Here is a 19,153-nt window from a genome sequence, read left to right as displayed (position 1 = left end):
ATGAAGATGTAAAGATATTGGAAATAAAAAAGAAGTTATGGCACATAACTTGCTTGGATACAAATGAAAGGAGATATGAATTTGAGAAAGATTGTCATCGCCTCACATGGTGAATTCGCAAAAGGTTTAAAAAATTCTATAACAATGATTGTGGGAGAAATGGCAGATGAAATAGAAACATTTTGCCTTTACCCATCAGAAAGTCCTATGGATTTCAAAGAAACAATGGAAAAAGAAATTGGACAAAACGGAAATACGCAATATATATTTCTGTGTGATATCAAAGGAGGGAGCGTGCATACGGCATTGAGCCAATTGTGTGTTTATTCAAATGTTCGTGTATTCAGTGGTACCAATATGAATCTTGTACTGGATTTATTACTTTCTTATCAAGAAGGTCTGGATGATGAACAGGCAGAACAATTACTAACAAATGCGAAAAAAGGTTTAACACAAATGACAAGAAAAGATTTGATCATTGAAAATGATGAGGAATTTTAAAGGAGGAATGAAATATGATCAAGTGTTTAAGAGTGGATCACAGATTATTACATGGACAGGTAGCATTTTCATGGACAACATCACTTGGCGCAGATTGTATATTAATCGCAAATGATGATGTTGTACAAAATGAAATTCGTAAGACAACCATTAAGCTTGCTAAACCTAGTGGTGTAAAGCTGGTAATCAAAACAGTAGAAGATTCTATTAAAGCAATTAACAGTGGAGTTACTGATAAATATAAATTATTTATTGTTGTGGAATCTATTGAAGATGCATATCAGCTTGTAAAGAACTGTCCACAAATCAAAGCTGTAAATCTGGGAGGAACCAAGGCAAGAGAAGGAACTAGAAATATCTCAAAAGCTGTGAATGTAACAAAGAAAGAAGAAGAAAGGATTAGAGAAATGCTGGATAGCGGTATTGATGTAGAAATTCGTATGATTCCTTTAGATACATCGATTGACGCACGACATGCGTTGAATAAGGAGGGTTAATATGCTTCAGGCTATATTATTGGGAATTATTGCATTTATAGGAAATTGTGATTATGCATTAGGTACAAGTTTAATCAAAAATCCAATCGTATTAGGTCCGGTTGTTGGATTGGTTATGGGTGATGTCACACAGGGAATTATTATTGGAGGTATTCTTGAATTAGCCTTTATCGGTGCACAATCTGTTGGGGCATTTGTGCCACCAAACGTTGTTGTTGGGGGTGTACTGGGAACAGCATTTGCAATATCTACAGGAAAAGGTGCAGAGGTGGCAGTAACACTAGCTTATCCGATTGCTTTATTAGCAAGTATTTTTGAAAATCTGTTTATGTCCGCAATCTTTCCGTTAACTGGTACATGGGCAGATAAGTATGCGGAAAAAGGTAATGCACGTGCCATTGAAATGATACATATTGGCGATGGAATCGTTCAGAGTTTAACATTTGGCTTATTAGTAGTATTTGGATTCTTATTAGGAAGTAGTCAGGTTGAAACATTGGTAAATTCTATTCCTTCTGTAATTACAGATGGATTAACAGTAGCAACTGGTTTATTACCTGGTATGGGGTTTGCAATGCTTGCGCAAATGACGTTAAACAAAAAAGTGGTACCATTCTTCTTCCTGGGATTCTTATTATCTGCATATATTGGTGTTCCAGTTTTAGGAATCGCATTGTTAGGTGTAATCGCCGCATTCTTAAAAGTTGACTTTTTCTCAAATAAAACAGAGGTAGTTGTTGATGGAGGTGAAGATGATGACTTCTAATAATGAATTAATCACAAAGAAAGATTTACGTAAAATATTCTGGCGATCATTACCAATGGAATTCTCATGGCATTATGAAAGACAGATGCATATGGGTTTTGAGTTTATGATGATTCCTGCATTGAAAAAAATATATAAAGATGATCCAGAAAAATATAAAGAAGCATTACAAAGAAATTTGGAATTCTTTAACTGTTCTATGTATGTTACAACGTTTATTGGTAGTATTGTAGCTTCTATGGAAGAAATGAATGCGAAACAGGATGATTTTGATCCAACATCTATCAGTACGATGAAAGTCGCATTGATGGGGCCACTTGCAGGTATCGGTGATTCCTTATTCTTTGGTACGATAAGAATTATTGCAATTGGTATTGGTACATCTTTAGCTGCACAAGGAAATATTTTAGGAACACTTCTATTCTTACTTGTATTTAATGTTCCGGCATTCCTCGTACGTTATTTTGGAGCGATGAAAGGTTATGAACTAGGCGCAAATTATCTTGAAAAAATACAAAAATCAGGAATGATGGATAAATTTATGATGGCTGCATCTATCGTTGGAGTCATGGTTATTGGAGGTATGACGAAAGAATTAATCACAGTAACAACACCACTTGCGATTGGAACAGGGGATGCTGCAGCAAGTATCCAGGAAATTCTTGATGGTATTATGCCTGGTATGATGAGCTTAGGTGTTATGGGTATATATTACTGGCTTTTGAAAAAGAAAGTGAATGTTATCGCAATGATCGTAGGTACTGCACTATTTGGTATCTTATGTGTATGGTTAGGCATCCTTTGTTAATGAATAAAGAAAAATCTTTTAGAAAAGGAGGTATGAGATGGTAATAGATATGAATGTTTCACCTGCATTTATAGAGGAACTGCAATCAAGCGATGAACAACTAGCATTTTGTAGAAATCAAATGGGATTATATAAGACAGATGAAATATCTATACAGTCAATGAAAACCTTATGTAATGTTTCTGGTATAGATAAATTGTGCCTGCTTCCGTTAGATTTATTTCAAAAAGGCAATTTAGGTACAAACGAGCAGGTATCAGAACTTGTTCATAAAGAACCAGAATTATTCATTGCTTTCGCCAGTGTAGATCCTCATCGTGAAGATGCATTAGAATTAATAGAAACAGCCTTTACAGAATTAGGATTATCAGGTTTGTTCTTGCATCCATCCCAACAGAAATTCTATCCAGATGAAGAATGGATGTATCCAATCTATGAGCTTTGTATACAGCATAATAAGCCGATTATTTTCCATAGTGGAATGTCGGTAAGACCAAATACAGTTAGTAAGTACTCACATCCTTTAAGATTTGAGGAAGTCGCATGCAAATATCCAGATTTAAGAATTTGTCTACAGCATTTTGGTTGGCCATGGATAAGAGAAGTATGTATGCTGTTATTGAAATATAAAAATGTTTATACAGATACATCCTTACTCTATTTTGATAATCCTAAAGAATTTTATCACCAGTCATTTGGCATAGATATTGGTGAACACTGGATTGATCGAAGCTTACGTCATCAGGTAATGTTTGCTTCAGAAGAACCACGTTTAGAACAACATCGCATGATAGAAGCGATTCGACAAATGAACTGGCGCGAGTCCACAAAGAAAATGGTGCTAGGGGAAAATGCCATCACGTTCTTAAAAGGAGGATGTATCCATGATTGATTATAAAGAAATAACGTTTGATACAACAGCCTATAATGAACTTGTGCCAATCAGTAAAGAAATAAAAGAATGTATAGAAAATAGTCAGGTAAAAAATGGGATTATTTACATCATCACAAAGCATACAACAACAGGGATTACTGTAAATGAAAATTTAGAATGTTTGAGTGATGATATATTAAAACAGCTTTCTATGATGTTTCCTGAAGATGGTGAGTATTATCACGCAAGATTTCTTCAAAGTTATGGAGCAATGGCAGGAAATCCAACAGGGCATTTGAAAGCAATGGTAACAGGGAATCATGCAGTATTTCCAATCATCAATGGTGAAATAAAACTGGGAAAGGCACAAGAAATTTATTTAGGAGAATTTGATGGGCCTCAATCCAGAACAGTAATGATCATGATGATGGGTGAAAAATAAATGTCGTATATAAATTAAGAAAGGTAGGTAAACGATATGTATAACTTTGATTTAGACGCATACTATACAGATGCAAAATTAACTTATGAAACAAGAGCAGAAATTGAAAGAGTGGCTGATGAAGTCACAAAAGAAGGATTTAAAAATATTTTCTTCATTTCTTCAGGCGGATCTTTGGCGGTTATGCGACCAATCCAATATCTATTACGTTCAAAAACAAAAATTCCAACATACTGTGAAATCGCATCAGAAGTAATTTTGACAGGAAACTCACAGTTAAATGAGGATTCTATCGTCATTACATCTAGTAAATCAGGAACAACAAAAGAAACAGTAGAAGCTATTCAATATTGTAATGAAAGAAATATCCGTGTTATTGCTTTCTGTGGGAAACCAGATACACCAGTTGATCAGCTTGCGACATATTCCATTATTGGGAAAGCAAAAGATGCCGTTGAATTTGAATATATCCAGCATTACTTATTAGCATTCCGTTTATTATACAACAATGGAGAATTTGATGCATATGAAAGATTAGCTGCACAATTAGAAAAATTACCAGAAGATTTAATCGCAATTAAGGAACAATTTGAACCAACAGCAGCTGCTATCGCAGAGAAATATCATAACTCTAATATTCAATATTGGATTGGTGGTGGATCATTAGCACCAGAAATTTATTTACATGCAATGTGTATTTTAGAAGAAATGCAATGGATTCGCACAAAATCAATTCAAAGTGCAGAGTTCTTCCATGGAACATTGGAAGTAATTGAAAAAGATACACCAGTATTCCTTGTGAAAGGTGTTGATGCTACTAGACCAATTGATGATCGTGTAGAAAATCTAATCAAAAAATTATCAGATGAAGCAGTCGTGATTGATGTAGCTGATTTTAAAACACCACATGTGGATGATCAATTTAAAGAAATTATTGCGACTTCTATCGTGACAACGATCCTAGATGAACGTCTTGCGATTCACTATGAACGTGTTACAGGACATGATTTAACAATTCGCCGTTACTATCGTCAGTTTGAATACTAGAATTTCAGAAAGAATCTTTTGTGAATAAGCATAAGATTCTTTCTTTTCTTATATAATCTTAAGAAATTCTTTTGTTTTTCTTCAACTTTTTATTGATAATTATTATTTATAATATAAGTAACTTAAATAAAACAGTAAAGGAGAACAAAATTATGGCACAATTAAAGAAGAAAAGTATATTAGGTATTGCCACCATCATTGGAATATTCAAAGGCATGCAGATTTATCGTCAGCAGAAAAGACAGATGTTAGAGGAAAAGGAACAACAAAGAGCAAAACAGTGGGCGAATTTATAATTGAAAAAAAACAGGAAGCTAAAAGTATTAAAATGGTAGCTTCCTGTTTTTATTATGGAATTATGAGTTTTTGATATTTAAGCTTGTGAAGTTTTATAAAAAATGAATTTTATATTGTTTAGAAATAAGGTGTTTGTTTATATCGCTTGACACGAAACCAAGCTTTTCATAACACTGATTTGACACGAAACTCAATTTTATATATGGTTATTTATACACGAAACCGCGTTTTATATGTAGTTATTTAGCACGAAACTCAATTTAAGGGGCATATTTGCCGCTTCATATAGCTAAAATGATGGTTATATAGAAATAAAAAAATCCAGTAAATAATATTACATCTACTGGACTCTTTATTTTGTGTTTTTCTTCAACGATGCCAATTTGTTTGTACGTTTTACACTGCGTAATTTCTCTAAATTCTGTGCAAGAACTTTTTCATAAGAAGAATTCATTTGTGGCATATAGAATTTTTCATTCTTCAATTTATCTGGAAGATATTGAATCTTTGCCCATAGATCAGCACGACCATAATCATATTTATCTTCTTCTTTCATATTTACAGGAGTGAACCGTAAATAATCTGGCACACTGTAGGAAGTATTTCTGATTGTCTGCATAACGGCATCAATTGCGTTTTCTGCACTTTTTGATTTAGGGGATAATGTTAAATCAATGACTGCCATAGCAAGAGGAATTCTTCCTTCTGGAAAACCAACTCGTTTTGCGGCATCAATTGCCTGAACACAACGAGCTACTGCGGCAGGATTGCCTAATCCAATATCTTCATAAGCAGTCACCAATAATCTGCGTTCAATACTATCCATGTCATTTGCTTCAATCATGATACCAAGATAATATAAAGCAGCATCTACATCACTGCCACGTATAGATTTTTGAAAACCGCTTAATACATCGTAATAGCCATCTCCATCACTATCCATGCTCATATTTGGAATTTGAGAATATTGAGAAACAAGATCTTTTGTGATCACACCATCACTTGCGATTGCGACAATTTCAAGAATATTTAATGCATAACGAATATCTCCATTGCTGTGTCTTGCGATGATATGTAGTGCTTCATCTTCAATGCTTACTTCATTATTTAAACCATCTGGATGTTGTATAGCTTTTAATAAAGCTTTTTCTATATCTTCCTGCTGGGCTTGCTTTATTTCAAATAAATGACAACGGGAACGAATAGCAGGATTGATTGCATGTAAAGGATTACTGGTGGTAGCGCCGATTAGCGTGATATTGCCATTTTCCACGTGTGGTAATAATAAATCCTGTTTATCTTTATTTAAACGGTGAACCTCATCAATGATTACGACCAGTCCTTCATAGAACTTTGCTTCTTGAAAGATAGTTTCTAAATCTTTTTTGTTGCCAGTCACTGCATTAAATAAACGATAAGGCATACCTAATTCATTTGCCAAAACCATTGCCAACGTTGTTTTGCCTGTTCCTGGAGGACCATAAAAAATCATTGAAAATAAACGCTTTGCTTCTAAACATTTTCTTAGTACTTTACCTTCACCAATCAAATGTTGTTGACCAATGATATCATCTAAATGTTGTGGGCGCATACGAAATGCCAAGGGTTGTTTCATATCATCACTTCCTGGGTATTATTTTACCATAAATTATTGACATGGTATACGTTTGAACGCTATACTAATCAAAAAGAAAAGGGGTTATCGAATGTATCCTACAATGAGAAGAATAAAGCAGCAAATGCCTTTGGATGAGGCAAAAGAAATACTAAAACAGGGGAAAACAGGAATTCTGGCAATTACCTATCAAGATGAACCAACAATGGTTCCATTGAACTTCGTATATGAGAATGATACAATTTGGTTTCATTGTGCAAAGAGCGGGCATAAGCTAGATGTGATACAAAAGAATCCGAAAGTAAGCTTTTGTGTGATTGCGGAAGATGAAATCGTTCCAGAAAAATATTCTACGAAATATCAAAGTGTGCTGGCATATGGAAAAGCTTCTATAATTGAAGAGGAAAAGGAAAAGTTTCATGCATTAACCTTGTTGATTGCGAAATATTGTCCTATGCAGGTACCATCAGGGAAAGCATATATTGAACAGGGAATTGCGAATACAGGTATTGTAAAAATAGAAATTGACCATATCAGTGGAAAGTTTCATGAATAGGGCAGCCTTATGGCTGCTTTTGTAATGATTACATAAATAAATTAAAACAGTATAACGCTTATCTTTTATAATAATTAAATATTAATATCTAGCAAGTTTTTATATAAATTTCACGCAAATCACGTTATAATAAAGATACCATGTAAAATAGGAAGTGGTATGGTATGTTATTGGTGTTAGGATGCTTTGCATTTTTATTAATGATGTTTAATGATATGAATCAGGTAAAATTTCATTTGCGATGGGGAAAATATACATTTATGGCTGGGTGTTTTCTACTTTTGATAGTGACAGGGTTATTGATCAGTCGACATCTATATGATGAAAAAACCTTCCATATTGGGCATTTGGCTGCGGCAGTTTTGTGTATGATTAATACACTCCTATTAATTTATACACTGTTCTTTGCACTGCCATTTGAGGGAACCTATGTTGAACAAGATCACTTAAAGGTCTATGATCAGGGTGTTTATGCCTTATGCCGTCATCCGGGAATCCTTTGGTTTTTCTTTGCCTATTCGTTTCTTGCGATGACACTATCTTCAATTGAAATAGGAATTGCGGCTGTTTTATTCTCTTTAATGAATCTTATATACGCCTATATGCAAGATCGCATGATTTTTCCAATCACTTTGGAAGGATATGAAGATTATCAAAAGCATGTTCCATTCCTGATACCAACCATTGCATCAATTAAAAGAAGTCTACAATCATGAAAGGGATGGACCATATGCATTTTGAGGAATTATTGAGGAAAAAGAAGTATGAGGATATCTGGGAAGAATACTGTGGCTTTTTAGATTTATCAATACAGGAATATATGCATATACAATACCGGTTATTAGAGGAACAGATGCTTAATTGGCTTGTTTCACCATTAGGGCAAAGTATTATGCAAGGGAAAAACCTGAAGAATATTCAGGATTTTCGTTATCTTGTGCCACTTACCACTTATGAAGATTACGCTGATATCCTATTAAATAGAAAAGAAGAAGATTTGCCGGGAAAACCAGTCACATGGATAGAAACCACATGGGAAGCAGGCAGACATCCAGTGAAATGTGCACCCTATACTCAGGAAATGCTTCAGGTATTTAAAAATAATATGATGGCTTGTTTAATTCTTGCGGGAAGTGAAACAAGAAATGATGTTGTATTGCGACCACATGATAAAGCGTTGTATGGTGTAGCATCTTTGCCCTATGCGACAGGACTTTTACCAGTTCTGGTAGAAGAAGAATTAACTCTGGATATCTTGCCGCCAGTGGAGCAAGCAGAAAAACTTGGCTTTAAAGAACGTAATGTATTAGGCTTTAAAATGGGTGTGAAGCAGGGAATTGATATCTTCTTTGCCTTAAGCTCTGTGGCATATTATGTCAGTATGGCATTTTCCTCTTTACAAAGTCAAACCAGTTCTTCCTCTTCTCATTCAAGTGGAAAGATAAAACCTAAAATGGCATATCGCTTGTTAAAAGGCAGTTATCAGGCTAAAAAAGAAAACCGCAGTATGCTTCCAAAAGATGTATTTCAAATGAAATGTTTCTTATGTGCTGGGACAGACAGTCAAATGTATAAGCCAGTTTTAGAGAAGCTTTGGGGTAAACGACCACATGAAATCTTTGCGGGTACAGAACCTACCTGTATTGCAAGTGAAAACTGGAGCCGTAATGGAATGTATTTCTTCCCCGATGCGTGTTTCTATGAATTTATGCCGATTGAAGAAGCGAAACATTTCTCAAAAGATCATACCTATCAACCTAGAACCTACCTGATGGATGAAGTCATACCACATGAAGAATATGAACTGGTTGTGACGGTATTCAAAGGTGGTGCTTTTGCCCGATATATGACAAAAGACCGTTATCGCTGTATTGCCACACATGATAGTGAAGACCATATCCAGCTGCCTCGTTTTACGTATGTTGATCGTTCTTTGGATATCATTGATATAGCTGGCTTTACCAGAATTAGTGAAAAAACAATAGAAGATGTCATCAAAATGAGTAAACTGGATATTATAGAATGGGTAGCGTTAAAAGAGTACGATGACTTCCGTCCTTATATGCATTTAATTATAGAAATGAGTGAATCCAGCATTTGTCAGGATGCAGTCTTAAAGAAGATATTAAAAGAACACTTACAGATTTATTTTACATACTTTGATAGTGACTATGAAGATCTACAGACGATGCTGGGAATTGATCCATTGAAAATCACAGTTGTGCGCTGTCATACCTTCCATTTATATCATCAGTTGCATAATGAAAAATTACCTAAAATGAATCCTTCCAAACACCATATACAGGATTTATTGGCACTTAGCCAGGCAAAGCGGGGTGAAGCATCATGCATCTGATTATCGTTCCGGGAATCGCTTTGTTTTTCTACACCATTCTGTTTCTGGCACTAACAGCAGCTAAAAAAGATCGTTTGATATATAACTTCATGGCAATGATCATCTATTTCATACTATGGACAGCTGGTTCTGTCATGATGCGTGCGCAATTATATCCAGGCGTAATCTTCTGGTGTAAATTATCCATCTTTGGCATGTTTGGAATTCCAATTGCTTATTATGAATTCATTCGTACATATTTGGGTGATAAAGGAAAATTTCGTCAACGGATATTTGTTGTATTGGTAATCATATGCTGGATTTTATTATTATCTGATCAATTATTATCTGATCCTAAAGTGATTCATATTAATAATATGGCAACCTTTGACTTTAACACTACGTTTTGGATGATTATACCTATTGGTTATGTTATCTTTGTGGCGATTACAGTTGTTCAAAAGCTTATACACAGCATTAAACAAAAAGGACACACAATCAATGATTATATCCCTATGATGATAGGAATCGTTGTATTGACGTTTGGTACATTAGCATCTACGATACCTGCGATTGGAAAATATCCAATCGATACATGCAGTGGAATTGTAAATGCATTATGTTTACTATATACCCTGTATAAACAACGCTTATTCAATATGACGTTAGTGATATCCAGAGGGGCAGCTTATTTATTAACAGGTGGTGTGCTGTTACTATTTTCTGCGAATGTGATTCAGCCAGTGGTAGATGTATTAAGTGTTACATTTCCATTCTTACAGGATTATATCACAACCATTGTTGTATTATTATTCTCCTTATTGACCTGTGCTATTTTCTTCTTCCTAAAATGGTTTATTGACCTGTTATTTATCAAAGAAGATCAAAAGCAGGCACAGTTGTTGAGAAACTATAGCGCAAATATCGCTAGTTGCTTAGAACTGAAAGAAATCTGTAAAGAACTGGTTGATGTCATTAAAGAAGCTATGGAAACAACACAAATCATGTTATGTTTGAAAACAGAAAGAGAATATCAGACTGTTTACTGCTCCAGTACACTGACAAGGAAAAACTTCACAATGATTGAAAGCAATCCATGTATTCAATACCTGAAACAAACAAAGCGAAGCTCTGTTATGAAGGCTTTTCGCCAAAGTGTCTGGTATAAATCCATGTGGGAAAATGAAAAACATGCTTTAGAGATGATGCAGATTGATTGCATGGTGCCATTATTAAGTGAAAATGAACTTATTGGTATCCTGTTTTTATCCCATAAAACAAAACCATATTCCACAAGTGAACTGACGTTCTTAGACAGTCTTGCGAGTATCAGTGCAATCGCCATTAACAATGCTTATTTATATCAAAGCGTATATGAAAAAGCCAGCAGTGATCATCTGACAGGCTTGTTAAATCGTGAATTCTTTTTCCGTGAAGTTGAAAAAGTATTTTTATTGCCACATGAATCAATCATCATGGCAATCTTAAATATCGATGATTTTTCATTATACAATGAACTATATGGTAGAACACAAGGAGATCATGCTTTACAGAGTATCGCACAGATATTAAAAGCTGCATTTAAAAACAATCAAGTTTTAATGGCACGATATAGTGGAAAAGAATTTGCGATATTGTTTTATGATATTGATTTATTAAGCGTCAAACGTAAAATCAAGATGGTCATTGATCAGATCCATAAACAAAACGAATTAGATAGCGCCAAGTGGAAAAAAATCATGACACTTAGCGTAGGTATCGGTATATATCCGTTCGCATCTTCTAGTATGCAGGAACTAATCACAAATACAGAGATGGCTGTATTTACCGCAAAACAAAATGGGAAAAACCGAACAGTTGTTTACACAATGGAAGAAATTGTGAATCGACAGGAAGAAATCAAAGAAGATACAAGAAATGTATATGCTCAATATGCACCAACGATATCTGCATTAACGGCAGCGATTGATGTAAAAGATCATTATACATTCCATCACAGTGCCAATGTAGCACAATATGCGACAATCCTTGCCAAAGCACTTGGCTTAAATAAGGAACATATCGAATTGATCCGTCAAGCTGCCTTGCTTCATGATATCGGTAAAATAGGCATCCCGGAAGATCTCTTAAATAAAAAAGGAAAACTAACAGATGATGAATATCGTTTAATTCAAACACATGTAGAAAACTCAATTTCTATCATTCGTCATTTGCCTAGTCTGGACTATGTAATCCCTGCCGTCTTAGGTCATCACGAACGATGGGATGGAAAGGGTTATCCAAGAGGACTAAGAGGTGATGAAAATCCTATTGCGGCCCGTTGTATCTGTGTAGCAGATACCTTTGATGCAATGACTACAAAACGCAGTTATCGTGATCCTTTGCCACTATCTACAGCGATTGATGAAATCAAAAAAGGTGCCAATACACAATTTGATCCCAAATTGGCCAATTTATTTGTACAATTAATTGAGGAAGGTAAAATACAGGTGTTGCAGGAGTATGATGAGTAATTATTCTCAGTTAAGCTTTATAATATGGCGAAAGACACGGTAATTCTTATCATAGCATACAAAGATTATGTGGAATATTGTGATAGAAACGAACGCGAAAAAAAGAAGAAATGACAAGACTTTTTATATTGCTACATTTACCCCAAAGGGTGTACAGCGTGTATTCCAACTTACTTTTCGCCGTTGAAATCGGAGTCTTCTGACTGCTTTTTGATAAATAAAAGAAATTAGATATTTGTAAATCAAAAAACCATCCTCCTTCACGAGAATGGTTTTTTAAAGTTACTTGTTTTCGTATAGGTATCTGGCAACGTAAACACCAGATGCACTTGCATGGGATAGGGAATGCGTTACACCACTACAATCTCCAATGACAAACAATCCTTCATGTTTTGTTTCTAGATGCTCATCGATTTCTACTTCCAGATTGTAGAATTTAACTTCTACACCATACAATAATGTATCATCATTTGCTGTACCAGGCGCAACCTTGTCTAATTGATAAATCATTTCGATAATATCATCTAATTGACGTTTTGGAATTACAAGGCTTAAATCACCAGGTGTTGCGGACAATGTTGGTGTCACAAAGCTTTCTGCGATTCTTCCAGCAGTACTTCTTTGACCACGAATTAAATCCCCAAAACGCTGAACGATAACACCACCACCAAGCATATTGCTTAAACGGGCAATACTTTCACCATAACCATTACTGTCCTTAAAAGGCTCTGTAAAGTGATTGCTGACAAGTAAAGCAAAGTTTGTGTTCTCCGTATAACGGTTAGGATCCTCATAACTGTGACCATTTACAGTAATAATTCCATTGGTGTTTTCACTAACAACAACACCTCTTGGATTCATACAGAATGTCCTTACCTTATCCTGAAATTTTTGCGTACGATATACAATTTTACTTTCATATAGTTCATCTGTTAAATGAGAGAAGATACTATAAGGAAGCTCTACACGCACTCCAATGTCTACACGATTACTCTTTGTTTTGATACCTAATGTATCACAGACGTTACCCATCCATTTACTTCCACTTCTTCCTGTAGAGATAATACATTTTTTACCAGTGTATACTTGATCACCACTATGTAATGCATAACCATCTTCTAGTTTTTCCACGGAATCAATGTGGGTATTAAAATGAATTTCTACTCTTTCTTTCAGTTGTTCATATAGATTTTTTAAAACGACATAGTTCTTATCTGTACCCAGATGACGTACCTGTGCTTCTAATAAATGCAAATCATTCTGCATACATTCTTTCTTCAACTTGGTATTACCTGTTGAGTACAGCTTTGTTCCTTCGCCACCGTTTTCAATATTGATCTTATCCACATATTCCATTAAATCGATTGCCTGTTTTCTTCCCAGATATTCATAAAGTGTACCACCAAATTGATTGGTAATATTATACTTTCCATCAGAGAACGCACCAGCACCACCAAATCCATTCATAATTGCGCAGGTTTTACAATTGATACATGATTTAATCTTCACACCATCAATCGGACATTTTCTTTTTTCTAAAGGATTACCTGTTTCAAACAGACCAATTTTTAATTCCGGCTGTAAACGTAAAGCTTCATAAGCAGAGAAGATACCACCAGGTCCAGCACCTACAATCACTAAGTCAAAATCCATAAGACACCTCCATATTTTCTTTCTTTTACGGGAACCTCACGAGATTTCCCAAAGTATTTTATCATATTTATAAAATAAAGCCAGTATTATTTATGAAAACTTTATGAAAACGCTTGCGGAGTAGTAAAGAAAAGGCCTTTTGGCCTTTTATATTGTTAATTATTGTAAGAATCTAAATTCTCCAAATGAGGATGCAACATGGAAATCAGGATTTGCGGTTTTAGGATCAACCCAGGAAATCCATTCCATCTTAGGATCCTTGCCAGAGGCTTCTGGTTTAGAAAATTCTGCACGATAAATACCCGCACGCATGACATTATGATTGATTAATTTTAAATCTTGTAAAGATTTCATTGGAATCTTGCCTTCCACAATATAACCATCATCTGTTACTGTGGCTTTTGTTTCCAAACCTTCCATATTCCATTTACCATCAAACTTTCGATAATATTCGATAGAGTAATCGTGAACACGGCCTTTTGGATCAATTTCTAAACCGTAATATTTTTCCATGCCATCAGGACCAGGTTTATCAATGTAAGGTCCCGCAAAGAATAGTTCTACACGATCTTCCATATCAACAGTACTCTCATCATCTTTCCAATTATCATCCTGAAGTACTTCGCTATCTTTTACTGTAAAACAGAAATAGAAATTATCCTTATCATGGTATCCTTTAAATTCTGTGTATGGAGCTTCTTTTTTATCCCATGGAAAATGAAAACCACCGGCTATAGCTGGAATATCCTTCCATGCTTCATCATCCAGCTTGCCATCAACGTTAATTGATTTATCTCGTTTGACGACATCATAGTGGGATGTAGAAGCTTCATTATAAGCAATCGTAGGTGTAGTAGGTGAAGAACTGCTGTTTGAGGAGCATCCGCCTAAAGCAAACATCGATGCGGCAAGAGCCAGCGTTGTCATGTACGTAAACTTTTTCATGGTAAAATTCTCCTTTCTACCTAACTTCATTATATCATGCATTATGTATATTTCAAGATAAAATGTAAACGCTTTCGTATGATGAAAATGTGATGTATATTGTGCATGCAGTTGGTAATACTTTCCAATGAGGTGAAACGAATGAAGAAAAGATATATTGCGTGTTTCTTAGTTTTCTGGGTATGCATTTGTACCATACATATTAGTGGACAGTCACAGCCAGTGGCATTTGAGATCCGTTATGATTCTAAAACAAAGGAAACATATCAGGTAAAGAAGAATATGATGAACACTTTTGAGGATTTAGTAAGTGGCCTGCATGAGGATGATCAAAATACCATGGTTATATATAATATAGAAAGATTTTCTGATAAAAACATCAAGGCAGAATGGAAAGGCAAACTTGTCTTAACACAGGGTGATGGGAAAGGTATCGTGCTGCGAGGTGATCTAATTGATCAGGCATACTGTATAGAAAAGGTACAACCAAGAAGTTTCTTACAGAAATTATTTTCTGGGAAATGAACAATAATGAATGAGAAAGTTATATTGTGGATAGGGAGTACAGGCTCCTTACATAAAATGGCTTTCTTTTTTTGATAATATGCAAAAAGGCAGTAAACTTTGCGTTAGTACAGTTTACAAATCTACAAATGCCGGAACAAACTCACTACAAATGCCGGAACAAACTCGCTACAAATGCCGGAACAAACTTGCTACAAATGCCGGGAAAGGCTTATAGAATCTCTTTATGCAAAATAAAAAGCAGAAATATTTAATGATGAAATATTCCTGCTTATATAAGGCATTATCACTGTAAACTATTTGTTTTTATTATTAATCTCTTGTTTAGGAAAGACAAAACTTTGTTCATGTATTTGTTCGTTTTCACCTTTTGGAGATTTGAATGATAAAGAAATACTAAAGAATTCATCTTCATTAGAGAGTAGTGAATTTTGAATATCTTTTGTGATCTTTTCCTTTATAAGGATTTCACTTTCTTCTTGATCTTTAATATCCAATTTATATAATTGATCACAAGGATATACTGAGGACTCGTTCGTATTAGGATTAATCGTTACCTTGAAAGGATATTCAGTATAGAAAATATTTAATTCATTTAAAGAGTAAAACTCAGGAGCGATAGTAAATTTCACTTTAGCTGTTAGATAATCATTTTCTATATAAATATTTGAAATTTCAATATCTTTAAAAGAATCTATTGGATTTAATATCATTTTATTCTTTTTCAATATTTCAGTGTTTATACAGGTTTTATCTTCTATGTTACATGATGTTTTTTCTTTTGAATTTAATGAGAATAAAGTGATAAAAATGATTAACACACAGATGCCAATCAATATAAATAGTTTAATCGATGTCTTCGTTTTTTTCATAAATATATCCCTCACTTACATTTATATATGGTTATCATTCTTATGCTTTTGTTTTCTTTATATAAAGTCTGAAAACGTTTTCTAAAATAATTTTAACATAAATTAGTTAATTGTAAATAAAATAATATTATGTTTTACGATTTTTTATTTAATCGAACTCATTTTGATATAATGGCATTGGAGATGGTAAAATGGGGAAAATACAAATTATTTCTTTCTTCAAGCTTGATTTACTAATTTTAAATATCTTCCATTAAAATCGAACAAGAAACTTTGATGATTCTTATTTTGTTGTTAAGAGGATGATGACGACTTATAATCAAAAAAAACAGTAGTACATAATAATATCCCTAAAGCTCATGTGCTGGAAGATAAGATTTCACGTATGCTTACAATCAAGAAAGTAGGGTGTGCATCCATACAATTCAATTCATAATCAATCGTACTTAAATAATCGTGATTATTCATTCTTAGAAATATCATAATGGAAATCATGAGTCCTATAGTGATGAGTTTGGATTTATTGGTTCTAATCATAATCGTTTCTCCATATTTTTTGCGCAAGAATTATCTGTAAATATCATAAAAGAAAAAACTTAGCTTTATATAAGGGTAATATAGATTAAGTGAAAATTAAGAAAATGCATACCATACACAATACATATATATAGGAAAGAGAAAAATCTTTCCTAATTGAAATATTTTCTTTGATTAGACCATGGGATATGGGAAATGATATAATAGAAATGTTGAGGAAAGAGGTATGGTATATGAAAACAACGAATAAAGAAGCACTGATTGATATTTTATGGATTCTTGCTGGAAATTTGTTTTTGGCGATTGGTGTCGCATGGTTTATTCTACCGAATAATGTATTAACAGGAGGATTGGCCGGCGTCGCAATTGCACTAGAACCGTTGTTTCATATACAACCAGAATTTATGATCAATGCATTAACAGTCGTGCTGTTTCTTGCGGGGGCAGTCATTCTTGGTAAGAAATTCGCAATGAAAACGATATTAAGCACGATTTTATATCCTACCTTATTATCTGTGATGTCTTATCTGGCAAGTGAAGTTATTGCGCCGGATACCTTCATTATGGATAAATATTTGGCAACTATTTATGGTGGTGCGTTGATGGGAATTGGTATTGGATGTGTATTTCGTACAGGGGCAAGTACAGGTGGTATGGATATCCCACCGTTGATCGTGAATAAATATACGCATATTCCACTACCGACTTTGGTATTGATCACGGATGCGTTAACGGTTTTATTAGGTGTGTTTACCTATAATCTTCAGGCAGCTTTGACTGGTATCTTATCGGTTTGGGTAAGCAGTATGCTGATTGATAAAACGATGATGATTGGTGGACATAAAGCACAAAGTGTTATGATTATCTCTGAGAAGTATGAAGAGCTGATGGATATGATTCATGATGAATTGGAACGAGGCACAACGATTATTCAGGCGATGGGTGGATTCTCTAAGGAGAAAAAACCAGTGATTATGGTCGTTGTTAGTAAAAAACAGTTGCCACAATTACAGTATATGATTGCGCATGCGGATCCGGAAGCCTTTGTAATCGTTACTGAAACCAATGAGGTACAGGGATTAGGCTTTACATATGAAGAAGAACTATAAGGGAGGACATTATGCAAAAATTTAATTATCATAGTCACACAAAACGTTGTGGACATGCAATCGGTGAGGATGAAGAATACGTATTGGCAGCGATTGCCAATGGATATACGAAAATGGGCTTTTCAGATCATGCGCCATATCGTAATGGATATGCGCCAGGAGAGCGTATGCGTAAGGAAGAATTGGATTCCTATATTGAGAGTGTGAAAGCCCTGCAGGAAAAATATAAGGACCAGATTGATATTCGCATTGGCTTAGAATTTGAATACTTTGAAGATCAGCTGGATGAATTGATGGAATATAAGGAACGTATGGATTATCTGATCATTGGTCAACATGGCCCAAAGCTGTTTGAAGAAGAGTTTTATACAAGAAATGATGATGAAGCTGTTTTATTGTATGCATCCTTGATTGAAAAAGCATGTACGAAAGGCCTTCCTGATATCATTGGACATCCAGATTTGTTTATGTTTGATAAGAAAGAATGGACATCCGCATGTGAGGAAGCGGCGCATCGTATCGTGAAAGCGGCTGTAAATGCAAATATTCCTATCGAAATCAATTTGAATGGGATTCATTATGGTATCCGACAGATAGGTGATGAAAAGCGAGTTGGTTATCCATACCGTAAATTCTGGGAGGTAGCGGCGCAATATCCTGTGAAAGTAATCTATGGATTAGATGCCCACAAACCTGAAAAATATGCGGATGTGGATGCATATCATCTGGTGGATGAGGTATTGGAGGGTATCACACTTCATAAACTTGAGGATTTGGCTTTTAAAAAGAAGCTTTGATATACCGCTTACATTTGAAAGGGCCAAAAAATTTTTAAAATTAACTATAAACAGTATTTGATGAATGAATCTGATTTTTAAGAAAAATGGTTCCAGTATCCACTTTATGGTAAAATTAGACGAAATATAGGAGAAAAAGCATAATAAAATGCCCTAAAAATGGGATGAAGAAACACGGGAATGGCTATGGAATTGGCTAGAAACCCGTGTTTTTTTCACAACTAAGACGAATTTCATATAATACGATAAAATAAGGCTTTTTAGATATTTGAATAAAAAAAGTAAAATAAAAAAATAAACTAATTTGTGATTGAATTACGAAAATTCACAAATGAAAATAAATGTAAGAAGTTGTCAAAAGTTGCCTGAAGTTAAACAAACGCCTTTGTTTAAGGGATTTGGAATAAAAATACAAGCGAGAGCATAGGTATGAAATATTATATGTTGGGTAAAATAAGACCAAA

General features: G+C 34.5%; 20 protein-coding genes. 15 read left to right on the top strand and 5 right to left on the bottom strand.

Annotated features, from left to right (window positions below):
* Positions 1–75 precede the first annotated feature (75 nt).
* The 8 genes from DW761_RS01215 to DW761_RS20945 all read left to right on the top strand — a co-directional run bounded on the left by DW761_RS01215 (position 76) and on the right by DW761_RS20945 (position 5,231).
* Positions 76–501 (top strand): PTS sugar transporter subunit IIA, encoded by a 426-nt coding sequence (locus DW761_RS01215; protein ID WP_233512996.1) that lies wholly within the window; start codon positions 76–78, stop codon positions 499–501.
* 14 nt (positions 502–515) lie between these two features.
* Entirely contained in the window at positions 516–998 is a 483-nt protein-coding gene (locus tag DW761_RS01210; protein ID WP_117454652.1) for a PTS sugar transporter subunit IIB, read from the top strand.
* Between the two features lies 1 nt (position 999).
* Positions 1,000–1,764, top strand: coding sequence for a PTS mannose/fructose/sorbose/N-acetylgalactosamine transporter subunit IIC (locus tag DW761_RS01205; protein ID WP_117454653.1), 765 nt, complete (start codon positions 1,000–1,002; stop codon positions 1,762–1,764).
* Complete coding sequence (locus DW761_RS01200; protein WP_117454654.1) at positions 1,754–2,572, top strand: PTS system mannose/fructose/sorbose family transporter subunit IID; 819 nt, start codon at positions 1,754–1,756, stop codon at positions 2,570–2,572. The genes DW761_RS01205 and DW761_RS01200 overlap by 11 nt, the downstream gene beginning before the upstream one ends.
* A 37-nt stretch (positions 2,573–2,609) precedes the next feature.
* A complete protein-coding gene (locus DW761_RS01195; protein ID WP_207732803.1) occupies positions 2,610–3,464 on the top strand; it encodes an amidohydrolase family protein in 855 nt (284 codons plus the stop codon).
* Positions 3,457–3,888, top strand: coding sequence for a secondary thiamine-phosphate synthase enzyme YjbQ (locus DW761_RS01190; RefSeq protein WP_117454655.1), 432 nt, complete (start codon positions 3,457–3,459; stop codon positions 3,886–3,888). Before DW761_RS01195 ends, DW761_RS01190 begins: the two co-directional genes overlap by 8 nt.
* 36 nt (positions 3,889–3,924) lie before the next feature.
* A complete protein-coding gene (locus DW761_RS01185) occupies positions 3,925–4,935 on the top strand; it encodes an SIS domain-containing protein (RefSeq protein ID WP_117516182.1) in 1,011 nt (336 codons plus the stop codon).
* 152 nt (positions 4,936–5,087) lie between these two features.
* The gene (locus DW761_RS20945; protein WP_158552301.1) at positions 5,088–5,231 is read left to right on the top strand and encodes a hypothetical protein; all 144 of its coding nucleotides are present in this window, start codon (positions 5,088–5,090) and stop codon (positions 5,229–5,231) included.
* A gap of 353 nt (positions 5,232–5,584) precedes the next feature.
* Here the strand turns inward: DW761_RS20945 and DW761_RS01180 are convergent, their stop codons facing one another.
* Entirely contained in the window at positions 5,585–6,847 is a 1,263-nt protein-coding gene (locus DW761_RS01180) for a replication-associated recombination protein A (protein WP_117454657.1), read from the bottom strand.
* A 91-nt stretch (positions 6,848–6,938) separates the two neighbouring features.
* Between DW761_RS01180 and DW761_RS01175 the strand changes: the two genes are divergently transcribed.
* The 4 genes from DW761_RS01175 to DW761_RS01160 all read left to right on the top strand — a co-directional run bounded on the left by DW761_RS01175 (position 6,939) and on the right by DW761_RS01160 (position 12,251).
* On the top strand, positions 6,939–7,403 hold the full coding sequence (locus tag DW761_RS01175; RefSeq protein WP_117516181.1) for a pyridoxamine 5'-phosphate oxidase family protein: 465 nt from the start codon (positions 6,939–6,941) through the stop codon (positions 7,401–7,403).
* A gap of 164 nt (positions 7,404–7,567) precedes the next feature.
* Positions 7,568–8,119 carry a hypothetical protein gene (locus DW761_RS01170; RefSeq protein WP_117454659.1) on the top strand — a complete coding sequence of 184 codons (552 nt, stop codon included), beginning with the start codon at positions 7,568–7,570 and terminating at the stop codon, positions 8,117–8,119.
* Positions 8,116–9,759: a GH3 family domain-containing protein gene (locus DW761_RS01165; RefSeq protein ID WP_199485569.1), complete on the top strand. Its 1,644-nt coding sequence runs from the start codon at positions 8,116–8,118 to the stop codon at positions 9,757–9,759. The genes DW761_RS01170 and DW761_RS01165 overlap by 4 nt, the downstream gene beginning before the upstream one ends.
* Positions 9,750–12,251 (top strand): HD domain-containing phosphohydrolase, encoded by a 2,502-nt coding sequence (locus DW761_RS01160; protein ID WP_117454660.1) that lies wholly within the window; start codon positions 9,750–9,752, stop codon positions 12,249–12,251. Before DW761_RS01165 ends, DW761_RS01160 begins: the two co-directional genes overlap by 10 nt.
* A gap of 282 nt (positions 12,252–12,533) precedes the next feature.
* On the opposite strand, the gene DW761_RS01155 is transcribed toward DW761_RS01160, so the two are convergent.
* Together DW761_RS01155 and DW761_RS01150 are read right to left on the bottom strand one after the other, a co-directional pair.
* Positions 12,534–13,904, bottom strand: coding sequence for an NAD(P)/FAD-dependent oxidoreductase (locus DW761_RS01155; protein ID WP_117454667.1), 1,371 nt, complete (start codon positions 13,902–13,904; stop codon positions 12,534–12,536).
* Positions 13,905–14,063: 159 nt separating this feature from the next.
* Complete coding sequence (locus DW761_RS01150; protein ID WP_117516180.1) at positions 14,064–14,849, bottom strand: carbohydrate-binding family 9-like protein; 786 nt, start codon at positions 14,847–14,849, stop codon at positions 14,064–14,066.
* Between the two features lie 141 nt (positions 14,850–14,990).
* Between DW761_RS01150 and DW761_RS01145 the strand changes: the two genes are divergently transcribed.
* Entirely contained in the window at positions 14,991–15,374 is a 384-nt protein-coding gene (locus tag DW761_RS01145; RefSeq protein ID WP_117516179.1) for a hypothetical protein, read from the top strand.
* 296 nt (positions 15,375–15,670) lie between these two features.
* On the opposite strand, the gene DW761_RS01140 is transcribed toward DW761_RS01145, so the two are convergent.
* Positions 15,671–16,246: a hypothetical protein gene (locus DW761_RS01140; protein WP_117454670.1), complete on the bottom strand. Its 576-nt coding sequence runs from the start codon at positions 16,244–16,246 to the stop codon at positions 15,671–15,673.
* Positions 16,247–16,603: 357 nt separating this feature from the next.
* Positions 16,604–16,783, bottom strand: coding sequence for a hypothetical protein (locus DW761_RS01135; protein ID WP_117454671.1), 180 nt, complete (start codon positions 16,781–16,783; stop codon positions 16,604–16,606).
* A 233-nt stretch (positions 16,784–17,016) separates the two neighbouring features.
* Here DW761_RS01135 and DW761_RS01130 point away from each other — a divergent pair, with 233 nt between their 5' ends.
* The gene (locus tag DW761_RS01130) at positions 17,017–17,892 is read left to right on the top strand and encodes a YitT family protein (protein WP_117454672.1); all 876 of its coding nucleotides are present in this window, start codon (positions 17,017–17,019) and stop codon (positions 17,890–17,892) included.
* 11 nt (positions 17,893–17,903) lie between these two features.
* Positions 17,904–18,689 (top strand): histidinol-phosphatase, encoded by a 786-nt coding sequence (locus tag DW761_RS01125; protein ID WP_117516178.1) that lies wholly within the window; start codon positions 17,904–17,906, stop codon positions 18,687–18,689.
* Positions 18,690–19,153: the final 464 nt, after the last annotated feature.

The sequence above is a fragment of the Absiella sp. AM29-15 genome (genome assembly GCF_003434225.1).
Classification (GTDB): domain Bacteria; phylum Bacillota_I; class Bacilli_A; order Erysipelotrichales; family Erysipelotrichaceae; genus Hoskinsella; species Hoskinsella hominis.
Note: the sequence above shows the minus strand (reverse complement) of the source record. Positions and strands in the feature narration are given on the sequence as shown.